Source organism: Nostoc sp. NMS4 (assembly GCF_017115095.1).
In the GTDB taxonomy this organism is placed as follows: Bacteria; Cyanobacteriota; Cyanobacteriia; order Cyanobacteriales; family Nostocaceae; genus Nostoc.
In genome coordinates this window covers 38,671-57,824 of sequence record NZ_JABXKI010000301.1, presented here as the reverse complement: position 1 = coordinate 57,824, position 19,154 = coordinate 38,671, and the positions used below count along the sequence as shown (strand labels likewise).

Here is a 19,154-nt window from a genome sequence, read left to right as displayed (position 1 = left end):
CATGTTTGGGAGAAGGGGTTAGGGGATGAGGGCTATCAAGGTTTTTGCACATTTGGGATGCTGCCGGAAATTATATCACTCGATGCTAACGGATTTAATAAATATGATTACCCGATTTTTGAAATTTAAACAAAGTACTTTTCCACGCATCTAATAAATATTTCTACACCCATTCCCAAGGCGGTTTCGTCAAAATCAAACCGGGGATGATGATGGGGATATGCTAAGCCTTTCGCGGCGTTAGCAGAACCCAAAAAGAAATAACAACCAGGAACTTCTTCTAAGAAAAATGACATATCTTCAGCAGCCATAGTTTGGCATTCTGGCACAATACCCAGAGGAGTTTCTACCACTTCTTCTGCTACAGATCGCACTAGTTCTGCTATTTTAATATCATTAATTACTGGTGGATAAAGTGACCAATATTCTAAGTCATAATTTGCACCATGACTCTGACAAATTCCAGCAATAATCTGCTCGACACGCTCCTTGAAAAAGCCTTTCAAACTAGGATTAAAATACCTGACTGTCGCACTCATTCTCGCGGTATCAGCAATCACATTGCGTTTGGTTCCAGCGTGAAGTTCACCCACTGTCACTACTGCTGAATCAATCGGATTAACATTTCGAGCGACAATGGTTTGCAAAGCATTGACGATTTGGGCAGCAACAACAACAGAGTCAACAGTTTGATGGGGTAGTGCGCCGTGTCCACCTTTGCCCAAAATTGTGCAGTTAAAGCATTCTACAGCTGCCATCAACGCTCCAGCCCGCACACCCACAGTTCCCAAAGGTAAATTATTCCACAAGTGCAAACCAATAATCGCGTCAACATCTGGATTTTTCAGAACTCCAGCTTCAATCATCGGCTTTGCGCCTCCTGGTGATTCTTCTGCTGGCTGAAAAATAATTTTCACGATCCCGGAGAAGTCTTGGCGATGCTGCTGGAGATAATAAGCTGTACCTAAAGCGATCGCTGTATGTCCATCATGTCCACAAGCGTGCATCACTCCATCATACTGGGATTTATACGGCACTTCGTTGAGTTCTTGGATTGGCAAAGCATCCATATCCGCGCGAATCGCTAAAACTTTGTCAGTGCTGAGTGCTGAGTGCTGAGTGCTGAGTTTATCACCTTTGATGGTGGCAACAATGCCAGTGTGGGCAATACTAGTTTTATGTTCAATTGCCCATTCTTGCAGCTTTTGTGATACAAACTCAGCAGTCAGTTTTTCTTGAAAACCCAACTCTGGTTGTTGATGCAATCGCCGCCGCCACTCTACTAATTGCGGTTGCAATGAGCGGATCGAAAGTCGGATGCGAGATAGGTCAACAGAAGCGGGATTGGGAAAGGTGGAAACCATTATGAAGACAAACTAGTTTAAGTACAGTTAAGTTTAACGTGACTTGGATTGAGTCTTCAGTAACAAGTTACTCAGCACTGATTGCGGTCAAAAAGCCTCTAGTAGTCTGTCCCAAAAGTTTTGAGAGGTTAGTGGTGTTCAGATCCCCGACTTCTTCAAGAAGTCGGGGATCTAGCAGCCCCGCAAAATTAATGGGACAGACCACTAGTTAATAGCTGTTAATTTTCTCTCCAGGTCAAATAAAAATCCGTGGATATACTCTTCAGTCCATTCAGCACCATAGAAGCGTTTAAACATTCCTCGTGCTGGGTCTTTTTCAGCCCGATATCGCAGGTATCGCAGTTGGGCTTGCTCAATGGCTGCTAAATTTTGGGAATCTGTTACAGCTTCGGCCTGTTCCACAAAATCGAGATAAGCTTTTAAATAGTCTTTAAAAGCGGCAAACACCTGAGTTTCTACTACAGCCGTTTCTTGGGGACGAGTCCACAGAAAAGCGGGAGAGAAAAAGGGACGTGCTTCTTCTGGGAAATCTCCTCCCCAAGAAAGATGTTGTTGATGGGCGTGGAAAATGGGCAGAATTGGTTCAGTATATTTCGCCTGATATGCTAGATCGTCTCGAAATAGGGGCTGCATATCCAAAGCAATTAGATGTCCTCCGGGCAATGTCACCAAATCTGCCCCAAAAAACGGTAAATCGTAGTTGAGGCGGGGAAAAATCACAAAATTCAGCACTTGCAGCGAATTCCCACCCTGTACATGAGCTGCACGAATTTGCCGCAATTTTGAAGTTTGAAAAGCATAACTAGTGGTGACAACCTCTTCCTGATTCTTTCCCTTGCCCACAACAGCACTCTTAGACTCAAACCCAGTGGGGATAGGATAGGGCTGTAAATCCAAACGCGATCGCATATAGGCGATCGCATAATCGAGAAATGGTTGATAAAGCGTCACTTCGGTCATCTTTTGCCGGCACCAACTGCTAACGGAACAGCATCTTCAAATAAGAATTCATGGAGGAAACGCTCTGCCCATTCATGACCAAAGTAACTGCTAAACAAACCAGATGCAGGATCGCGGTCTGCACTATATTGGTCATAGTCTTTTTGGACTTTGACAATCCTCTGGATATCTTCAGGGTCTTGGAGCGGTTCGGCATCTGCTAACATTTGCCAATACAAGTTTAAATAATCCTGAAAAGCTGCAAAGACTCGCGTTGACACTGTTTCAGGATCTGTTTTGGCAAACAATAGGTATTTAGAAAAATACTGATTGGCATCGTAAAACTTCATTTCTAAGTTTTGCGCCAAATCCGGGTATTTATCATGGAGAGATTTTAGCGGAAATATATATTTTTTTTGATAATCCTCATCCTGAAATAAAGGCTGAAAGTCTAGCACAATCAGATTTTTGACTTTACCAAAGGACAAAAAGTCAATTCCTAACAGAGGTAAATCGTAGTGATGACTGGGATAAACCACGCTGTTAAAAATTTGGGCACTCTCCCCGGCATCAATGTAGGTATAGCGAATTTTCCGCAACTCTTGACATTGGTGACACCAACTGCGAATAGTTGCTGGGTTTCTGCCGCGATCGCTAACTTTGAATTCCAAACCAGGGGGAATAACCCTACTTTGTAAATCAAATCGCTGAAATAGCTCTTTTTCTAAAAATTCCAGGAAAGGCTTATACATGGAGCATGATTTATTAACCCTTGCATGAAAATAAGTTATGGCGATCATGCACGTCTCATTTATGAGAAACAAAGCAACATTCCTTAATAGGGCGTTAGGAGTTAGGAGTTAGGAGTTTTGTTTATCTCCCTTGTCTCCCTTGTCTCCCTCATCTCCCTCATCCCCCCAGTCCCCAGTCCCCACTAACGCGTAGCACGATTACGAGCGATCATTTGCTCCAAGACTTCTTGCGAAACACAGCGACGCTCGGAACAATAAGTCATCAAGTTGATTCCGTTCATCATTCGGACTGTACTGACTCTGACACGAAAATCATCGGTAACAAACCAACAGCGTTCCTGACCTTGATTGTTGTCATAGTCAGTATCAATCGTCAGCACTCCATCATCAGCAAACCGATATCGGCTCACAACTGGAATACTCTCAACATAGCCTTGGTTGCGGATCAGTTTTCCAGAACGCCTGGTTTCGTCGGGAACATCCACCAAAATCGCAGCATTATCGGTATTTGGTAGCCTGGTATCTAGATTAGCTTGCCATGCAAAGCTAGCACCGCCTGTTGCTTTACTAGGATCTATCCCTTGGGCTTTACAAACTTCTTGGACTTTCGGATCGTTATTTTCCATGACTTTTATAATCAAATTTGACTCACCCGACTCATCCGCCGCCGAGTCAAAATGATGAACGGAGCGTTCTGTAAACCATGTTCCTTCACTCTTACGGAAGAAGTCGATCATTGTCAAAGGCGGTATTATATGCATCTGTTTTGAAACCTCTTTTATCAAATTTTGGCGTTATTAATACTGAGTGATGAGATGAAGTTCTAATTTAGCTAAAGTGTAGAATAACTCCAAAAGTGATATTTTAATCAGCTGATGACAAATAGTGAAATTCAACTTATTACAAGCGATGCCTACGGCAACGGCTTTGCCGAACGCCCCAGTCCAACTCCAGAAATCTTAACAGCCCTCAAAGCTGGAATCCCTGTGGATTCGGTAGATTTGTACCAATTCAATCTAAAGGAAGTCGATTTCCGACAAGCTAACTTGAGTAAAGCCAAGCTATTAGGAGCCGATCTCAGTGAGGTGGTCTTGAGCAATGTCGATTTGAGTGGGGCTGATTTACGAGGCGCTAATCTGCGAGGAGCCGATTTGAGTGGGGCTGATTTGCAGGGAGCCTATTTAAACCGTGCCGATCTCCAACAAGCAAATCTCAGTGGCGCAAATTTGCAAGGAGCCAAACTCCAAGTAGCGCGTTATGATTCACAAACGAAATGGCCTGAAGAGTATAACTACAAAGCTTCTGGAGCGGTAGGGCCGGGTGCTAATCTCAATGGTGCTTTTCTCAATACAGCTTCTTTACGAAATGCAGATTTACAAGGTGCTAATCTGCGTGGAGCCTATCTGAGTGGCGCTGACTTGACAGGAGCCAATTTGCAAGGTGCTTCTTTGAGTGGTGCTGATTTGACAAAAGCTTACTTGACAGGGGCTTGCTTGCGAAATGCTCGATTGACTGGAGCCGATTTGCGGGATACAGACCTGCGAGCAACTGACCTTAGTGATGCAGAGATGGAGCATCTTCTAAGTATTGCTGGGGCAGATTTTTCTCTTGCCCAAGGACTCACGGAAGCAACTAAAGCCATGCTTTCCAGTCGTCCATATTCAGAACTCGACGTTTGGAACGCCTATACCCGCACAACAACTCGTGAAAGTTTGAGTGCTTGACCAATACAGTGCTGAGTAACGTTAGCGGTAGCGGGGCGTTTAGCCCGTGCTGAGTTGTGAGTAGGAATTAAAAAGTAATTTATAGGCACTCGTCACTTTTCATAATGACTGCCAGTTCTTTTTTAGAAGCGCTAAAAATGTCGCGTATCCTTCGGAAAAACCGGGCGGATCGGGTAGAACATATTGTGGAAATTCTTTATACGATCGCCAAGGTTCCGAAGCATTATGCCGCAAATGTAAGGCACATTCTGAGGAACCTGGTAGTCGCCAAGTCATTTGACCAGTTTGGATATCAGTCACAAATGCCTCCTATTCTCGAAAAAGTTGATCTTTTCTTCAAGATTTTGGCAGATTAACCGGATATTTTGGTCAAATTTAAGGTAAAATGAAATATTAACTATTTATATGATAAGTTTTATCACAATACTGATGGCGGACAAACCCACGCCGCTATTGTGGCAACAGGTCTTCTAAAGCAGCTCCAACAACTCGGTGATCTTCATCCTGTCTGAGTTGATTCAAGGCTGCTTTAGCTTCTGGATCTTCAAATCGTTTGAGGGCATAACTAACTCGCACCCGCATCCGCCAAGATTCATCATTCACCAACGTTAGTATTTGGGATAATGCCGTAGCACTTTGACTAGAATTAGCTAGTAAGCCGAGTGCATCAACAGAGGATTCCTGAACTGTGAAATCTTCATCTTTTAAACCCTGAACGCATATATCAAATAGTTCTTCAGGGCAATCCATTTCGGCGATCGCAGCCAAAATACTCCGGCGCACCAACCAATGGTCATCCTGATAATATGCCAAAACTAGATGGGAAACTGCAACTCTCCCAAATAGCGATAAAGAATTTGCCGCCTCAGCGCGCACGTTGGGAGTATCATCAAATTTCATAATTTGCATCAAAGCCGCAAAAGATTCTGCTGATTGTTGATTACCCAAACCCCTGGCCACAAAAGAACGCACCAAAAATTCTGAGTCATGAAGTTTACTTGTTAAGAGAGGAACTGCAACTTCTGATTCATAACTATCGAGGGCAGCGATCGCCTTTAGACGATATTGAAAATCTGGATTCTTCAGTTCAGCTTGGATTTTATAGATTTCCATAAGTGCATTTGGTACAGCTATTCTTTACTTTATTTTACAGATGTCACCAAATGGCGATCGCATTCTAAGAAGATTGAATCTAATCTTTGGGCATTGGACATGAGTTATTCTCCTTGTCCCCTGCCCCCAACCCCAATGCCCCATTCGCCATTCCCCATACCCTAAATCAATGACTCAATTAAGCGAAACCGTTAAAGAATTAATCGCTAAAGCTAGAATTGTCAGCTTTGCTGAGTGGGAACAGTCCCATCCAAAAGCAGCAATTGAAATATTTCAAGCTGCGGATGATGCTTTTCGTTACCTGAATGATGAAGATTTATTGCAGATTGCAACCTTGTCACCCGATAATTCTGAGTTGATTCCTGTTGCTCAATTGTTACGCGATCGCGCAGCCGAAATCGTTGATGAAGCTAGGGAACAAGTTTTAGCAACTTATCCCGAAATTATCCAGCCTGGAGGCGGTCTTTATCCACCTGAACGCGCCCAAGCTTGCTGGCGAGATTTTTGGCATTTTCTCCGATGTATTACTTATGGCATCGCAGGAGGACACACTCAATATACAAATCCCACAGGACTGCACTATATGAATTTGCTCTATCAGGAATTACAAGTTCCATTGGATGCAATGGTTTTAGGCTTAAAAAGCATCAAGGCTGCTAGTTTGAAACGCTGCCAAAGCGATCGGCAGCAAATTCTTGCTCCTTATTTTGATCATTTAATCAGCCAACTGGCTACTTTCCAAATTCGATAACTTAAGTGGGCATGAGTAATTAAAGGTTGCTAAGTATCTAGGCATAAATAAATTTAAAGTTTGTAGTAAGGACTTTAGTCCTGATAATCCTTGCTCTGAGCGATAAATCGCTCACTACAAACTAGGAGTTTATTTTATATTTAATTATGTCTACCTACTTAGTCAGGGCTGAAGCTTTTACAAATAGACAATCTTAATAAATTTTAGATTGCGTAATATAGTTGGATTTATTCATGCCCACTTATAGAGATCGGCTTGGGTGAATCAGCACGATTAATACTCTGGCTCAAGGGAATGGGGTAATACCATTACCCATATCCCAATCGCAAATCAAATACTAAAAAAAATCTAAAACTTTTTTAAACTATTATTTAACTTAATAAATATTAATAAATATGGTTTCGGCATCGTATCAGAATATGTAAGGACAAATGATGCAAAAACTTAAAATCATCACGACTATTAAGGATTTAAAGTCTCTATGTCCTCTCCTTTGTCACCATGATGTAAAGTTTTTTAACATCTGTTGAATATCCTTCTCATAAAATTTAGTTGTTAACTGGGGGATAGTTTGAATGGCTTTTGGACCAGCATCACGATTAGGGGTCGCTCTGTTTGAAGACACCGATCCCATTGATCTGTGGCCAAGTCGCTCTAATGAGGAAGTTGAAACCGTAATTAGAACTGTCTACAAACAAGTTCTAGGCAACGCTTATGTAATGGAGAGTGAACGGCTTTCTGTTGCTGAATCCCAACTCAAACGGGGTGAAATTAGCGTTCGCGGGTTTGTGCGTCAAGTCGGGAAGTCGGAACTTTACCGTTCGCGGTTTTTTGATAGCGCCCCTCGCTATCGGGCGATTGAATTAAATTTCAGACATTTCCTTGGTCGTGCGCCATTGGATCTAGAAGAAGCGCGTACACACAGCACTACTTTGGATACGAAGGGCTTTGAGGGTGAGATTGATTCTTATCTGGATAGCGACGAATACCAAGAAATTTTTGGGGAAAACATTGTGCCTTATATTCGAGGCTACAAAACCGAAGCTATCCAGAGTTTGGTTCAGTTTACCCATTTATTCCAACTAGTACGTGGTTCCTCTAGCAGTAGCCTAAAAGGTGACTTAGCTGGCAAACAACCAAAATTAAACAGTCTGCTAATTCAAAGCACGCCTACTCCTGTGGTTTCACCTGCCAGCAAGGGGGCTGCATTCCGCAATCCAACATCTACTCCGAGGACTCGTCAAGGTGTGGGTTCTGGTGATGATGGTAAGGTATACCGAATTGAAGTCACTGGCTACAAAGCAAATGTGGTAAATAACATTTCCAAATTTCGCCGCAGTAACCAAGTCTTTTTCGTGCCATACAATAAGCTTTCACAAGAATATCAGCGAATTCACCAACAGGGCGGTGCGATCGCCAGTATTACCCCTGTCAACTAAAGAATAGAAATTGGGGATGAGAGATTAGGGATCGAGAAATAATTTCTGCTTTACTCAGTCTCTAGTCTTTAAATCCCCAGTGTTGAGCGTTCTAGGACTTACGCAAAACTACACGCGCTCAGGGGCAATATCTTGTGGTAATTATCTTCTGTGCAAGAAGCAATGCATAGTTTGCTTATCCATAAGAGTATGCATTTACATACATTGCCTTACCTGAAAAGAATCTCGGTTATTGTTTGCGTAAATCCCGATCGCTCAAAAGTTAGCCAAAGCAATTTCCGCCATCAGTTGTGATATACGAAGACATTTAACACACTTTCACAAACTAAAGTTTTACAAAAGCTAGTCAGTAGCAAAAATAACTGACAACTGATGAGAAATTCAACCTCTATAAGGGGTTGAATGCTCGGAAATTTAATTAGCGTTTTTTAGGAGATACCTCAATGTCACTTTGGGCTATTGATTCACCTAATGTTGAACTGCGTCCTAACAGCAGCGAAAGTGAATTACAAACACTAATTCGGGCAGTTTACAAACAGGTTTTGGGTAATGCTCATTTATTGGAAAGTGAGCGACTAGCCACTGCTGAATCGCAATTGCGCGATCGCAAAATCAGCGTCCGCGAATTCGTCAATACCGTTGCTAAATCAGAACTTTATCAATCCCTGTTTTTCAACTCTTCTTCTCAGTATAGGTTCATTGAACTGAACTTCAAACACCTGCTAGGTCGTCCTCCTGCCGATCAAGCAGAAATTGCCGAACACGTCCGCATCTACAACGAACAGGGCTATGATGCTGAGATCGAATCCTATATCGATAGCAACGAATATCAGCAGAATTTTGGCGAGAATATTGTTCCTTATGTTCGCAGCACCAGCTCCCAAATCGGAATTAAGAACGTTACCTTTAACCGCACCTTTAGCTTAGTGAGAGGAGTCGCTAGCAGTGATAGCGATCGCAAAGCCAAACTGATCGGCGATATCGGTTCCAATTTACCCACATCCATCAAGGCTCCTGTGGCTGGTTCTAGTGTAAACAGCACCGATAAACGCTTCTTGATTAAAGCTGTCAAAGGTGCAGGTAATCTCCGTACTCGTTTGGGGAACCTGGAATATGTAGTTAACTACAGCCAACTGTCTGGACAAGTGCAAAACATTCATCGCACAGGCGGCAAAATTATCAGTATCACTGAAGTTGCCTAAATTTGTCTAATTAGGAGGCTGGGGACTGGGGGACAAAAGAAAACTCCAAACTCTTGTAGAGACGCGATTAATCGTGTCTCTTGTGATCAAGGAGGCTAATATATAGACTAGGAGAATAACTTTCTTTTTTGCCAAGATAGCTCTTGGATTTTAAGCTACTTTTTTAAGATCACTTTTCTAATGGAAATTACTGAATTTTTTGAACTTTCAATTGGACGATGGCGATCGCAGCGTAGCGCTCATCATTTAGCATTCGCCCATTTTGAAGAAGTATTGTCTAACATTGACATTCAGTCTCTATCCACCAACGATCCAGCAGTGGTAGCAATCTGTCAATTGTATAACACTGAACCCACCAGTATCACTCACCCTTTTCGGATGACTTGGGAAGGTGAGTCAGACTGGGACGATAAACCAATCTCTGGTAGTACTGTGCTAGTACCAATTCCCGATGTCGAAAATCCTTCTAGAGGAAAACTCCTGCGGGATAAGGGGTACGCTGAAACAATCCCAGCAGTGGCTAAATATCATCTAAGTGACGACGGTATTTTTACCCTGCTAACAGAGTATGAACTCGCTGCTGCTGAGGAACGAATTTGGTTTGCTAACCCAAATCTCCGATTTCGGGTAGCGATGATTAAAACCAGTGATGGTAAAGGTGTGACAACAGCTTCTTTTTCTTCAGAAATTCGCTCTTTGTCAAGTTCAGCCAGTTAGCAATATTAGGTTAAAACATAAAAAGGATACAAGCTCGTAAATTTATTTATGGGGATTGTAATGTGTGAATTTTGAATTTTGAATTTGGAGCGAAGCGACGTGACGATAGCGCCCAGCGAATCTAGCACCAACGCTAGCGATTTGCTCACCTTAGCCTGTTGGATGGCAGGAGATTTTAGCAATTACAAGCAATCTTTTGCAAATCCGCAACTTTACGCCCACATTCACATTTATTTTCGTCCTTTACCGACTGAATTTTTTTCTGGCATCGGTTTCTATTCTGAACAAGCTTATGACCACGATTTATGGACACCCTATCGTCAAGGAGTACATCGACTAGTTGATTGCGGCGATCGCATTTACATCGAAAATTATAGCTTGAAAGACCAGATGCTTTATGCCGGTGCAGCTCGTGAACTAGATATCCTCAAAACCATCACCCCAGAAAGCATCGAACGGCGTTATCACTGTTCAATGGTTTTCCAACGAGAAGGTGATATGTTTCTAGGTAGTGTAGAACCGGGTAATCAATGTTTGATTAAACGCAATGGATGCCAGACATATCTTATCAGCGAAGTAGAAATAACCGAGCATACTTGGATAAGTCTAGATAAAGGTATGGATATTGAAACCCATAAGCAAATATGGGGATCTGCTGCTGGCCCATTACAATTTGAAAAACGACAAAGTTTTGCTGATGAATTATATGCGGTGAGCGCATTATGTTGATTCAGCTTGAATCTGTTAAAACCAAAATGTTGCCTCCACTGGCTGAAAAAAAGATGCGCTGCTGGATTCGCAGCCGCCATCTGATCTGTTCGGGTAATTTTTTTATGTTCGAGACATTAGAATATACAACCATTGAGAGATTCTCTGAATGCGTTGCTTCTTTAGGAGGGACAGTAATATCCGTTGACCCAGTTAATAAAATTTGGATGGGCGATCATCGTCAAGTAATCTTATATCAGGCAAAAGCTAGTTTACATACACCTCATCATACTTTGAAACAATACTGGATAAAATACGGTGGTTTCTACACTAGATTTGATGAGCGTGCTTGAGAGTTACTATCCTGTAGAAATTCTTCTGACAGGTGTTTACACTTCAATTCAAAATTAAGTTTTGAATTTTAAATACTCCCCAAGGGGGTTGACGGCTAATTGTTAATGTCTAATTGCTAATTTTTACTCATGATTAGCTGTTAGTTATTAATAGTTAGCCGTCTAAGTTTGTTAGAAAATGTAACTAAAAAACTCCCCAAAAGTTGATAAGTTAATATTAATAATCAGTAATTAATAAATATTAAGTAGGGGTATGTTATGGCTCATTAGTGTCAGCTTAAGCCAAAACCCTTTTAAAATATCGTTTTCAGCCTCTGGCTGGAAATGCTCGCCAGTTCGGGAGGCGGAGCCTCAATGAGGGGCATTCCCAGTCGGAGACTGGGAACGAGATAATCTGCTAAAAGCTTTTTCTAGACTGGCTTTAACCTTAAGTTGACACTAATGGTTATGGCTTTGCTATTTAGTATTGCCACCCTACTACAGAAATTTTATTTTTACTTGACAAATTAGTCACTCTTACCCACACTAACCCAACTATGCAGATATTCCTAGACGAAGAAACCAGAAGACGGCAATATCAAGCATTTCCCCAAACAGAACCCATTGAACTGTGGACTACTGCTTCAGTTGATGACATTGAAATTGTAATTAGGGCAATTTATCGGCAAGTGTTGGGTAATGCCTACATCATGGAAAGTGAGCGGCTCATAGTTCCAGAATCCCAACTCAACCAAGGTATAATCGATGTCCGTGAGTTTGTGCGTCAAGTTGCCAAATCAGAGTTGTATCGCTCCAGATTTTTTGATAACGTTTACCGCTACCGAGCAATTGAACTGAACTTTAAGCACCTGCTGGGTCGCGCTCCCGATGATTACTCTGAGACTAAACATCATAGCAGCATTCTAGATGAAGAGGGTTTTGAGGCAGATATTGATTCTTATCTTGATAGTGACGAGTATCTAGATGCCTTTGGCGAGAATATAGTACCATATTATCGGGGTTATAAAACTCAAAGGGGCAAAAAGATATTGGAATTTACCAATATGTTACAGTTGGTGCGGAGTAACTCTAGCAGTGATAAGAACTTAGCAACGAATAATGAGCCTCAACTAGTGCGATCGCTAATTACCAATGCTCCTTATGGTAGACAGAAACTCACAGATATTAGTGCATTGCTGGCTGAAATATTCAAGCCCAAGCCAGAAACTGCTACTCCAGTTAACACCTTTATTGCAACTGCTACAGCAGCCGAGCAAAGCTTGCACAAAAAGATCCAAGAGCAAGAAAGCCAGATTGCAACTTTGCAACAACAACTAGCAGACTTACGACCATTTGCCAACATCGGGACAACAAAATTTAGTAGTACTTGGCAGTCTTCCAGTTCCTCGACCAGCATAGGCGAGTACACATCTTTGCAACAGCAAGCTGACGCACAAGAAAAACAAATTGCAGCTTTGCAAGAGCAAATTGCCGATTCCCGGCGGTCTGCGACAATTGGGGAAGCCCGATTGAATAAATGGCGCAGTCGCGTTTTTAATGGCTAATTTCTCTACTGTTTCGTTGTATTGGGTGGGTTAGACAAGTTTAATTCACCCATTTTTCAATTATTTACGCCCACCTACTTAACTCATAATGAAGAATTCTAACAATATAATAAGTTTTGATAAAATTTAGCTGATCTTGGTATTTTTCAAGCTGGCTTTGGGCAAAAGACCTTGTAAGTATCTAGATACTTAGGGAATTTGCACAGGGAAAGTTAGGGTGACATGAACAACAGAGCAAGCCAAAAACATGAAAAACATCATGTAATACAATATTTCTGTATAATCAACCGAATATTGATTTTACTTGCAGAGATGTTTATGTCACACATATTTGTTGCTGGAGACATAATGCTGCGGGTGTTGCAAAATTTCCAGCGTCCCAGACTTTCCTGGCTAAGGCTTAGACACTCATCTGTGAAAACTCAAGCTGTTCTTCTACCTGACAATGAAACAGAAAGGCTCAAAGCGCTGGCAGACTACAATATTCTGGATACCCTAGCCGAACAAGCATTTGATGACCTAACTGCTCTTGCTGCCTACATTTGTAAGACTCCAATTGCTGTAATTAGCTTAATTGATAGCGATCGCCAATGGTTTAAATCTAAGGTTGGACTAAAAAGTAGCGAAACACCCAGAAATTGCTCTTTTTGCTCCCATACTATTCTTCAACCAGAGGATATATTAGTGGTTCCCAACGCCATCAAAGACGATCGCTTTAATAACAATCCCTTCGTCAGGGGTAATCTCAAAATTCGTTTTTATGCTGGTATCCCTCTAATTACACCTGATGGTCTGGCAATTGGGACATTGTGTGTTATGGATAGCGTTACTCATCACCTAAGTTACCAGCAGTTAGATGCACTGCGCCGCCTAAGTCGTCAGGCGATCGCTCAAATGGAACTTATTCAGGAAGTTCGCAACCGCAAACAAGCAGAGATAGAAGGAAGGCAGTTATCGTTAACCGATGAACTAACAGGTTTGCATAACCGACGTGCTTTTTTGCTGATGGCTGCACAGCAATTGAAAATTGCTCACCGCATGAAAGTGTCTTGCTGGGTTATGTTCATTGATTTAGATGGGCTAAAACAGGTTAACGACACCCTTGGCCATGACATGGGAGATGCCTTGATTATTAATGCAGGTAGATTACTTAAGCAAACTTTTCGCAACTCGGATATTGTCGCCCGCTTGGGTGGAGATGAGTTTATTGTTTTCATCTCTAGCTACTTTCAAGACGCTGATAGTATCCAAGCGCGTGTACAAGCAAATATCGCCAAATTTAATCAACAGCAAAACTGTAGCTACAAACTTTCGATGAGTATGGGAATAGAGCGTTACTCACCAGAAAGCAATATGTCACTAGAACAACTAATCGCCAGGTCTGACGAATTAATGTATGCCCAAAAGCGTCTCAAGCGGCAATCTCTTACGTAAAGCGGTATCCTGTCTGGGGATTCTGACTTTTCACGGAATGTGGAAAGTCAGAGTTATCTTTGTGGTCAGGACTTACGCAACTGGCACAATCGCTCTGGTGGGGCTTTGCCGCACCTTCAATATCAACCAAGGTCAGTTGACGCTCTGTCGGAGTGTTTCAGCCTTCATTATACTTTTTTCTTGGGCTTGTATTTCTAGTAGTTGGGGAATCGTCACAAATCTATAGCCTTGCGCCTTTAAAGTTGCGATCATTTCTGGTAAAGCTTTGACAGATTTTGAACGGTTTCCGCCCCCATCGTGCATCAATACGATCGCACCGGGTTTTGCATATTTAAGCACATTTTTGACTAGTCCTGGAACTTGAGGCGAATGACGTTCAGCATCTCCTGACTCTTCAGACCACATCATGACAGCGTATTTCTCGTTTTTGGCATATTCGACTAGTCCATTATTCAGAAAGCCCCCAGGAGGACGAAACAGATTAGTTTTTTCTCCAGTAGTTTGGTAAATGATCTCTGCTGTGCGATCAATTTCACTAGCAGCAGTTGCTAAGTTCATGTGACGATACCAGTGATGCCATGTATGGTTGCCGATTACGTGACCATCAACAGCCACTTGCTTGGCAACTTGGGGAAAATATTTCACCATTTCTCCAACCATGAAGAATGTGGCCTTGATATCATTTTTCTTCAAAATTTCTAAAATCTGTGCCGTATTTTTGGGGCCGGGGCCATCGTCAAAAGTTAGGGCGATGACTTTCTCGTTTGCTTTCAGTTTTGCTTGATAAACGATTGTTCCCTGAAATGCCTTTGGCACTTCATTCATCTGGTCTGTTGCTGGACTTATATTCTGTGCATCTGCACTCATCAACTTGTGATGACTAGCTTTACTACCGTCGCTTTTTGGCTTTATAATTCCCGACAAATGCTCAAATCCACTTGTGGTTAAAAGCAAACTGATACCTAAACTAGTAGCACCAGTAAGGAATGTAATAATTATTAGTTTCATTAACAATGATAATTTAGGACTGGACACATTAAATCTCCTCAAATATTGGGCATTGGGCATTGGGGACTGAAGGAGATGTGGTTCGACTTCGCTCACCAACCGGGAGATGAGGGAGATAAACAAAACTCCTAACTCCTAACTCTTGTACAAACGCGATTAATCGCGTCTCTACTTTTAACTTTTAACTCCTAACTCAGCACGAGTATTACCTTACTCGTAGGCAATTGTAAATTAAGATATTTGCTGGTAAAATAAAATACTAATAATAATGTTAATTTTTGCTATTTGTCAGCGATCGCAGTTTTTTACTATCCCTATAGAGAGGCAGAAAGCAGGAGATGGGAGGAAGGGTTTAAAGTCCTTCACCAAAATCTCCGATCTCGTATAAAAGCCTTAGCTAAATTCCAACCTCCAACCTTCTGCCTTCTTCAATCTTCGTCAAGGGCTGGGAAAGCTTCTTCAAGCTGCCACAACCGATCTTTATTTTCAACGAACCAAATACGGGTTTCTGGTGTTAATTTACTCCAAACGTCTTCAACCGGGACGTGAGGAGATGCATACTGGTAATGCTGACCGAGTGATTTGAGATTGTCCGCCACATCAACGGGAATTCCAAATTGTTCCCAGTCAACTGTGATATTTCTTCCCGAAACTCCAGCTGTGGGGTCGAAAACCAATTGTGCCGATCTGACTAAATCAGCAAAGTGTTTCGGTTTGAGTTTGGTGATCTCCTGAATTTGGAGTGATTCATTATGTTCTTGAGACATGATCGCCGCAGTGGTAAAGATTAGTGGTCTATTGAACTTACTGCCAGAGATTTTTATCCCAATATTTTTACTTTAGCGATTATGTTGCTTAATTTTCAACGATCGCGCCATTTACTTCATAACTTTCAATTTAGTGATTTGTCTATAATAGACGTATTTCCTCAGCTACTCATCTTCGATTAGAACTGTAACAGCTGCGATCGCAATCAACATTTCGTCATTTTTATCATTGAGTTCGGGAATCGCCCGCCCTTGAACTATCATCCCCCCAGATTCTACGGTAAGAGTTTTTCGACCAAATGGTAGTACAGCGAGTACCTCTTCTTCTCTAACTTGTTCGGGGTATGGTACTGCTACCTGAACCTCTATAATCATTTCATTGGGATGACTTAAACCTGCAACTTCCCAAACACCAGGTAAGGCATTATGAGCGATCGCATTTCGTACTGCCCTAGATGCTGCTACTGTTGGTTCTTGTCCATGCTGATCTATTCCCATCCCCATCTCGATAATCAAGCGTTTACGCGCCATTGCTACCTTTGGTAAATTAAATTATATATATATCTTTGACTACGAAAAAGCGGATGAATAAAATACTCCATTAAAAAATCTCCAACTTTTTAGTAGGGTGTATTACGCCGAAGTCACGCACCCTACTAAATACTAAGTATTGGAGAATTTATTTTTTTGGAATTACTTTAGACCAGACGTTGCAAGCGACTCAGACGCTCTGAGTAACTTTTCATCACCTGTAGGGCAAACACGGGTGTTTCCTGAACGGCAAAGAGAAACTCTCTTTCATCAAGGAAACCGAGTTTGGTATCCACCTTGGCAATAGCTGCGTAAGTTCTACTTTTTACTCCTACAAGTACCCCAGAACCAAAAACTTCGCCTGTTGCAATGGTTTCTACAGTCTTACCATTGACTAATATATCTACCTCTCCTTCGAGAATGCCATACATTTCATCACCAGACTGTCCTTGTTCAAAGATGACTTGACCTGCTGAAAATACTTTAGGATCGGGTTGTTTTTGAAATATACTGACTGTGACTACAGGACTTAGCATTTAGAGCAACCCCAAAATTTTTTGTTTTTAAACGAAACTTTTTGATAGCTTTAGGCAACCCAGAAAAGTATACTACTTTCTGTTGATTAACTCTCAATCTTCGCAAAATTCCTGATTAGCCCCCTAATCGTCTAAAAATCTCTGCCTGATTTCATTAGGCAAACCGCCCCTCTTCGATTCCTACGGTGTATACACAAGTCTGAAATAGCTAGATTAACCAAGGTTTTACCCCACCCTAACCGGAACCTTATCAAGGCTAAGGTGTTAATTATATATATCTATCAAAAGTATGAGATACGGATATAACAATTTCCTATATCTAGAGAAACTAAATATTTTGTATTTAATCTAAAAGTATACTTCTGACAGAGGATGTAAATAAAAATTAGATATAGTAAATTAAAATCAATATTAATTAAAGTTCCTAAACAATCCAAGCAAGTGTGCTATACACGAGCTTGGAACAGCCTAAAACTTTGTTAAAATCAGCAACACACAAACTATGAACTCTACCACCGAAAAACGTATCGCCTTGATTTCCGTCCACGGAGACCCAGCGATTGAAATAGGGAAAGAAGAAGCTGGGGGACAAAATGTTTATGTGCGCCATGTGGGTGAAGCACTAGCGCAACTAGGATGGCAAGTTGATATGTTTACCCGCAAAGTGAGTCTGGAGCAAGACTCGATTGTTCAACATAGCGAAAATTGTCGAACTATTCGTTTAAAAGCTGGCCCCCTTGAGTTTGTGCCGCGAGATGAGATTTTTGAATATCTGCCAGAATTTGTGGATAATGTTCTTAAATTTCAAGTAAAAAATGATCTTACATACGAGTTAGTTCACACTAACTATTGGCTCTCTAGTTGGGTGGGGATGGAGTTAAAGAAAATCCAAAATAGTAAACAGGTTCACACCTACCACTCATTAGGAGCAGTCAAGTACAACACGATAGAAGATATTCCTCTGATTGCAAGTCAGCGATTAGCAGTGGAAAAACAGGTGTTGGAAAATGCAGAGCGAATTGTGGCGACAAGTCCGCAAGAACAGGAACACATGCGATCGCTAGTTTCCACAAAAGGCAATATCGACATCATTCCCTGCGGTACAGATATTCAGCGATTTGGTTCAATTGCACGAGAAGCAGCCAGGGCAGAATTAGGAATTGACAAAGAAGCCAAAGTCGTATTATATGTAGGACGTTTTGACCAACGCAAAGGTATAGAAACCTTGGTGCGCGCAGTAAACGAATCTGGGCTACGCGATTCCAACAATCTCCAGCTAATAATTGGTGGTGGTAGTACTCCAGGTAATAGCGACGGGATTGAGCGCGATCGCATTGAGCAAATCGTTAACGAATTGGGGATGAACGACTTTACCATCTTTGCAGGTCGTCTGAGTCAAGATATTTTACCAACCTATTACGCAGCTGCCGATGTTTGCGTTGTTCCCAGTCACTACGAACCCTTTGGACTAGTAGCGATCGAAGCGATGGCAAGCGGTACACCAGTCGTAGCAAGTGATGTCGGCGGACTTCAGTTTACTGTAGTTAATGAAGAAACTGGTTTATTAGCTCCAGTGCAAGATGTAGATGCCTTTGCCTCTGCTATTGACCGAATTCTCTTAAATCCAGAATGGCGAGATGAATTGGGTAAAGCTGGAAGAGTGCGCGTCGAAAATAAATTTAGCTGGGATGGTGTAGCAAATCAACTGAGTGGACTTTACACCCAACTGTTGCAGCCACAACCATTAGCATCAACAACAAAAGAACTAGTGCAGTCAACCGCCGAACTAGTGCAATCAACAGCACAAGAACTAGTGCAGTCAACCACAGAACTAGTACAATCAACTGCGAAAAAGGCAGTTTTGATTGCTAAATAATGCTTTTGCATAACAGATAATGGTGAGTGAGTAACTCAGATAATATTTTGGGTTTAACAAAACAGAATTCAGGAGTCAGGTGGTAACTGAGCGTAGTCGAAGTGAGCTACAGAATTGAATTCTGTCAGACTTGTAGAGAACATCGCGTCTGAATAAACGGGTTTAAGTCTCCCACGAGAGTAATTCTGACTCCTGAATTCTGATTCAACTTTGGCAGCGTAGGCGTTGGCGTAGCCTCTCGTAGAGAAGCCCACCGTAGGCATCGTCAGAGCTTGGAAAACTCAACACCAAGAACAAACTGGATAAAAAACTAACTTATCACTTAAACGCAGAAGCTTATCTGATGATAATTTCTGTGTTTTTTTATTCGCCGCGATCGCCAAACCAAGTAACCGC

Annotated in this window: 19 protein-coding genes and 1 pseudogene; 10 read left to right on the top strand and 10 right to left on the bottom strand. The window is 41.8% G+C overall.

Annotation, left to right across the window (positions count from 1 at the left end; all coding sequences use genetic code 11):
• Positions 1-125: 125 nt before the first annotated feature.
• The 4 genes from HWQ37_RS28650 to HWQ37_RS28635 form a co-directional block, all read right to left on the bottom strand.
• Complete coding sequence (locus tag HWQ37_RS28650; protein ID WP_292753808.1) at positions 126-1,364, bottom strand: M20 family metallopeptidase; 1,239 nt, start codon at positions 1,362-1,364, stop codon at positions 126-128.
• Between the two features lie 204 nt (positions 1,365-1,568).
• Positions 1,569-2,315 carry a phycoerythrobilin:ferredoxin oxidoreductase gene (locus tag HWQ37_RS28645; protein WP_363318203.1) on the bottom strand — a complete coding sequence of 249 codons (747 nt, stop codon included), beginning with the start codon at positions 2,313-2,315 and terminating at the stop codon, positions 1,569-1,571.
• A 5-nt stretch (positions 2,316-2,320) separates the two neighbouring features.
• On the bottom strand, positions 2,321-3,055 hold the full coding sequence (locus HWQ37_RS28640; protein ID WP_292753806.1) for a 15,16-dihydrobiliverdin:ferredoxin oxidoreductase: 735 nt from the start codon (positions 3,053-3,055) through the stop codon (positions 2,321-2,323).
• Between the two features lie 182 nt (positions 3,056-3,237).
• Positions 3,238-3,816 (bottom strand): phycobiliprotein lyase, encoded by a 579-nt coding sequence (locus HWQ37_RS28635; RefSeq protein WP_292753805.1) that lies wholly within the window; start codon positions 3,814-3,816, stop codon positions 3,238-3,240.
• 114 nt (positions 3,817-3,930) lie between these two features.
• Here HWQ37_RS28635 and HWQ37_RS28630 point away from each other — a divergent pair, with 114 nt between their 5' ends.
• Positions 3,931-4,779, top strand: a complete 849-nt coding sequence (locus tag HWQ37_RS28630; RefSeq protein WP_292753804.1) for a pentapeptide repeat-containing protein — start codon at positions 3,931-3,933, stop codon at positions 4,777-4,779.
• 99 nt (positions 4,780-4,878) lie between these two features.
• On the opposite strand, the gene HWQ37_RS28625 is transcribed toward HWQ37_RS28630, so the two are convergent.
• Positions 4,879-5,079 carry a hypothetical protein gene (locus HWQ37_RS28625; RefSeq protein WP_292753803.1) on the bottom strand — a complete coding sequence of 67 codons (201 nt, stop codon included), beginning with the start codon at positions 5,077-5,079 and terminating at the stop codon, positions 4,879-4,881.
• Between the two features lie 150 nt (positions 5,080-5,229).
• Positions 5,230-5,892, bottom strand: a complete 663-nt coding sequence (locus HWQ37_RS28620; RefSeq protein ID WP_292753802.1) for a HEAT repeat domain-containing protein — start codon at positions 5,890-5,892, stop codon at positions 5,230-5,232.
• A 169-nt stretch (positions 5,893-6,061) separates the two neighbouring features.
• On the opposite strand from HWQ37_RS28620, the gene HWQ37_RS28615 reads away from it, so the two are divergent.
• The 8 genes from HWQ37_RS28615 to HWQ37_RS28580 all read left to right on the top strand — a co-directional run bounded on the left by HWQ37_RS28615 (position 6,062) and on the right by HWQ37_RS28580 (position 14,040).
• A complete protein-coding gene (locus HWQ37_RS28615; RefSeq protein WP_292753801.1) occupies positions 6,062-6,643 on the top strand; it encodes a globin family protein in 582 nt (193 codons plus the stop codon).
• Between the two features lie 575 nt (positions 6,644-7,218).
• A complete protein-coding gene (locus tag HWQ37_RS28610; protein WP_292753800.1) occupies positions 7,219-8,082 on the top strand; it encodes a phycobilisome linker polypeptide in 864 nt (287 codons plus the stop codon).
• Positions 8,083-8,525: 443 nt separating this feature from the next.
• Entirely contained in the window at positions 8,526-9,284 is a 759-nt protein-coding gene (locus tag HWQ37_RS28605; protein WP_292753799.1) for a phycobilisome rod-core linker polypeptide, read from the top strand.
• Positions 9,285-9,464: 180 nt separating this feature from the next.
• Positions 9,465-10,001 carry a phycobiliprotein lyase gene (locus HWQ37_RS28600; protein WP_292753798.1) on the top strand — a complete coding sequence of 179 codons (537 nt, stop codon included), beginning with the start codon at positions 9,465-9,467 and terminating at the stop codon, positions 9,999-10,001.
• Positions 10,002-10,100: 99 nt separating this feature from the next.
• Entirely contained in the window at positions 10,101-10,730 is a 630-nt protein-coding gene (locus tag HWQ37_RS28595; protein ID WP_292753797.1) for a chromophore lyase CpcT/CpeT, read from the top strand.
• On the top strand, positions 10,724-11,062 hold the full coding sequence (locus tag HWQ37_RS28590) for a CpeR family transcriptional regulator (RefSeq protein ID WP_292753796.1): 339 nt from the start codon (positions 10,724-10,726) through the stop codon (positions 11,060-11,062). The genes HWQ37_RS28595 and HWQ37_RS28590 overlap by 7 nt, the downstream gene beginning before the upstream one ends.
• Positions 11,063-11,598: 536 nt before the next feature.
• Positions 11,599-12,606 (top strand): phycobilisome rod-core linker polypeptide, encoded by a 1,008-nt coding sequence (locus HWQ37_RS28585; RefSeq protein WP_292753795.1) that lies wholly within the window; start codon positions 11,599-11,601, stop codon positions 12,604-12,606.
• Between the two features lie 318 nt (positions 12,607-12,924).
• On the top strand, positions 12,925-14,040 hold the full coding sequence (locus tag HWQ37_RS28580; RefSeq protein WP_292753794.1) for a sensor domain-containing diguanylate cyclase: 1,116 nt from the start codon (positions 12,925-12,927) through the stop codon (positions 14,038-14,040).
• Positions 14,041-14,172: 132 nt separating this feature from the next.
• Here HWQ37_RS28580 and HWQ37_RS28575 read toward each other — a convergent pair whose 3' ends face one another.
• The 4 genes from HWQ37_RS28575 to HWQ37_RS28560 all read right to left on the bottom strand — a co-directional run bounded on the left by HWQ37_RS28575 (position 14,173) and on the right by HWQ37_RS28560 (position 16,882).
• The gene (locus HWQ37_RS28575) at positions 14,173-15,108 is read right to left on the bottom strand and encodes a polysaccharide deacetylase family protein (RefSeq protein WP_292753809.1); all 936 of its coding nucleotides are present in this window, start codon (positions 15,106-15,108) and stop codon (positions 14,173-14,175) included.
• 368 nt (positions 15,109-15,476) lie between these two features.
• A complete protein-coding gene (locus HWQ37_RS28570; protein WP_292753793.1) occupies positions 15,477-15,815 on the bottom strand; it encodes a hypothetical protein in 339 nt (112 codons plus the stop codon).
• Between the two features lie 165 nt (positions 15,816-15,980).
• A complete protein-coding gene (locus tag HWQ37_RS28565) occupies positions 15,981-16,346 on the bottom strand; it encodes a Lin0512 family protein (RefSeq protein WP_292753792.1) in 366 nt (121 codons plus the stop codon).
• A 167-nt stretch (positions 16,347-16,513) separates the two neighbouring features.
• A complete protein-coding gene (locus tag HWQ37_RS28560; RefSeq protein ID WP_292753791.1) occupies positions 16,514-16,882 on the bottom strand; it encodes a Crp/Fnr family transcriptional regulator in 369 nt (122 codons plus the stop codon).
• A gap of 502 nt (positions 16,883-17,384) precedes the next feature.
• On the opposite strand from HWQ37_RS28560, the pseudogene HWQ37_RS28555 reads away from it, so the two are divergent.
• Positions 17,385-18,620 (top strand): annotated as a pseudogene (locus HWQ37_RS28555) (glycosyltransferase family 4 protein); the annotation flags it as partial.
• Between the last annotated feature and the right edge of the window lie 534 nt (positions 18,621-19,154).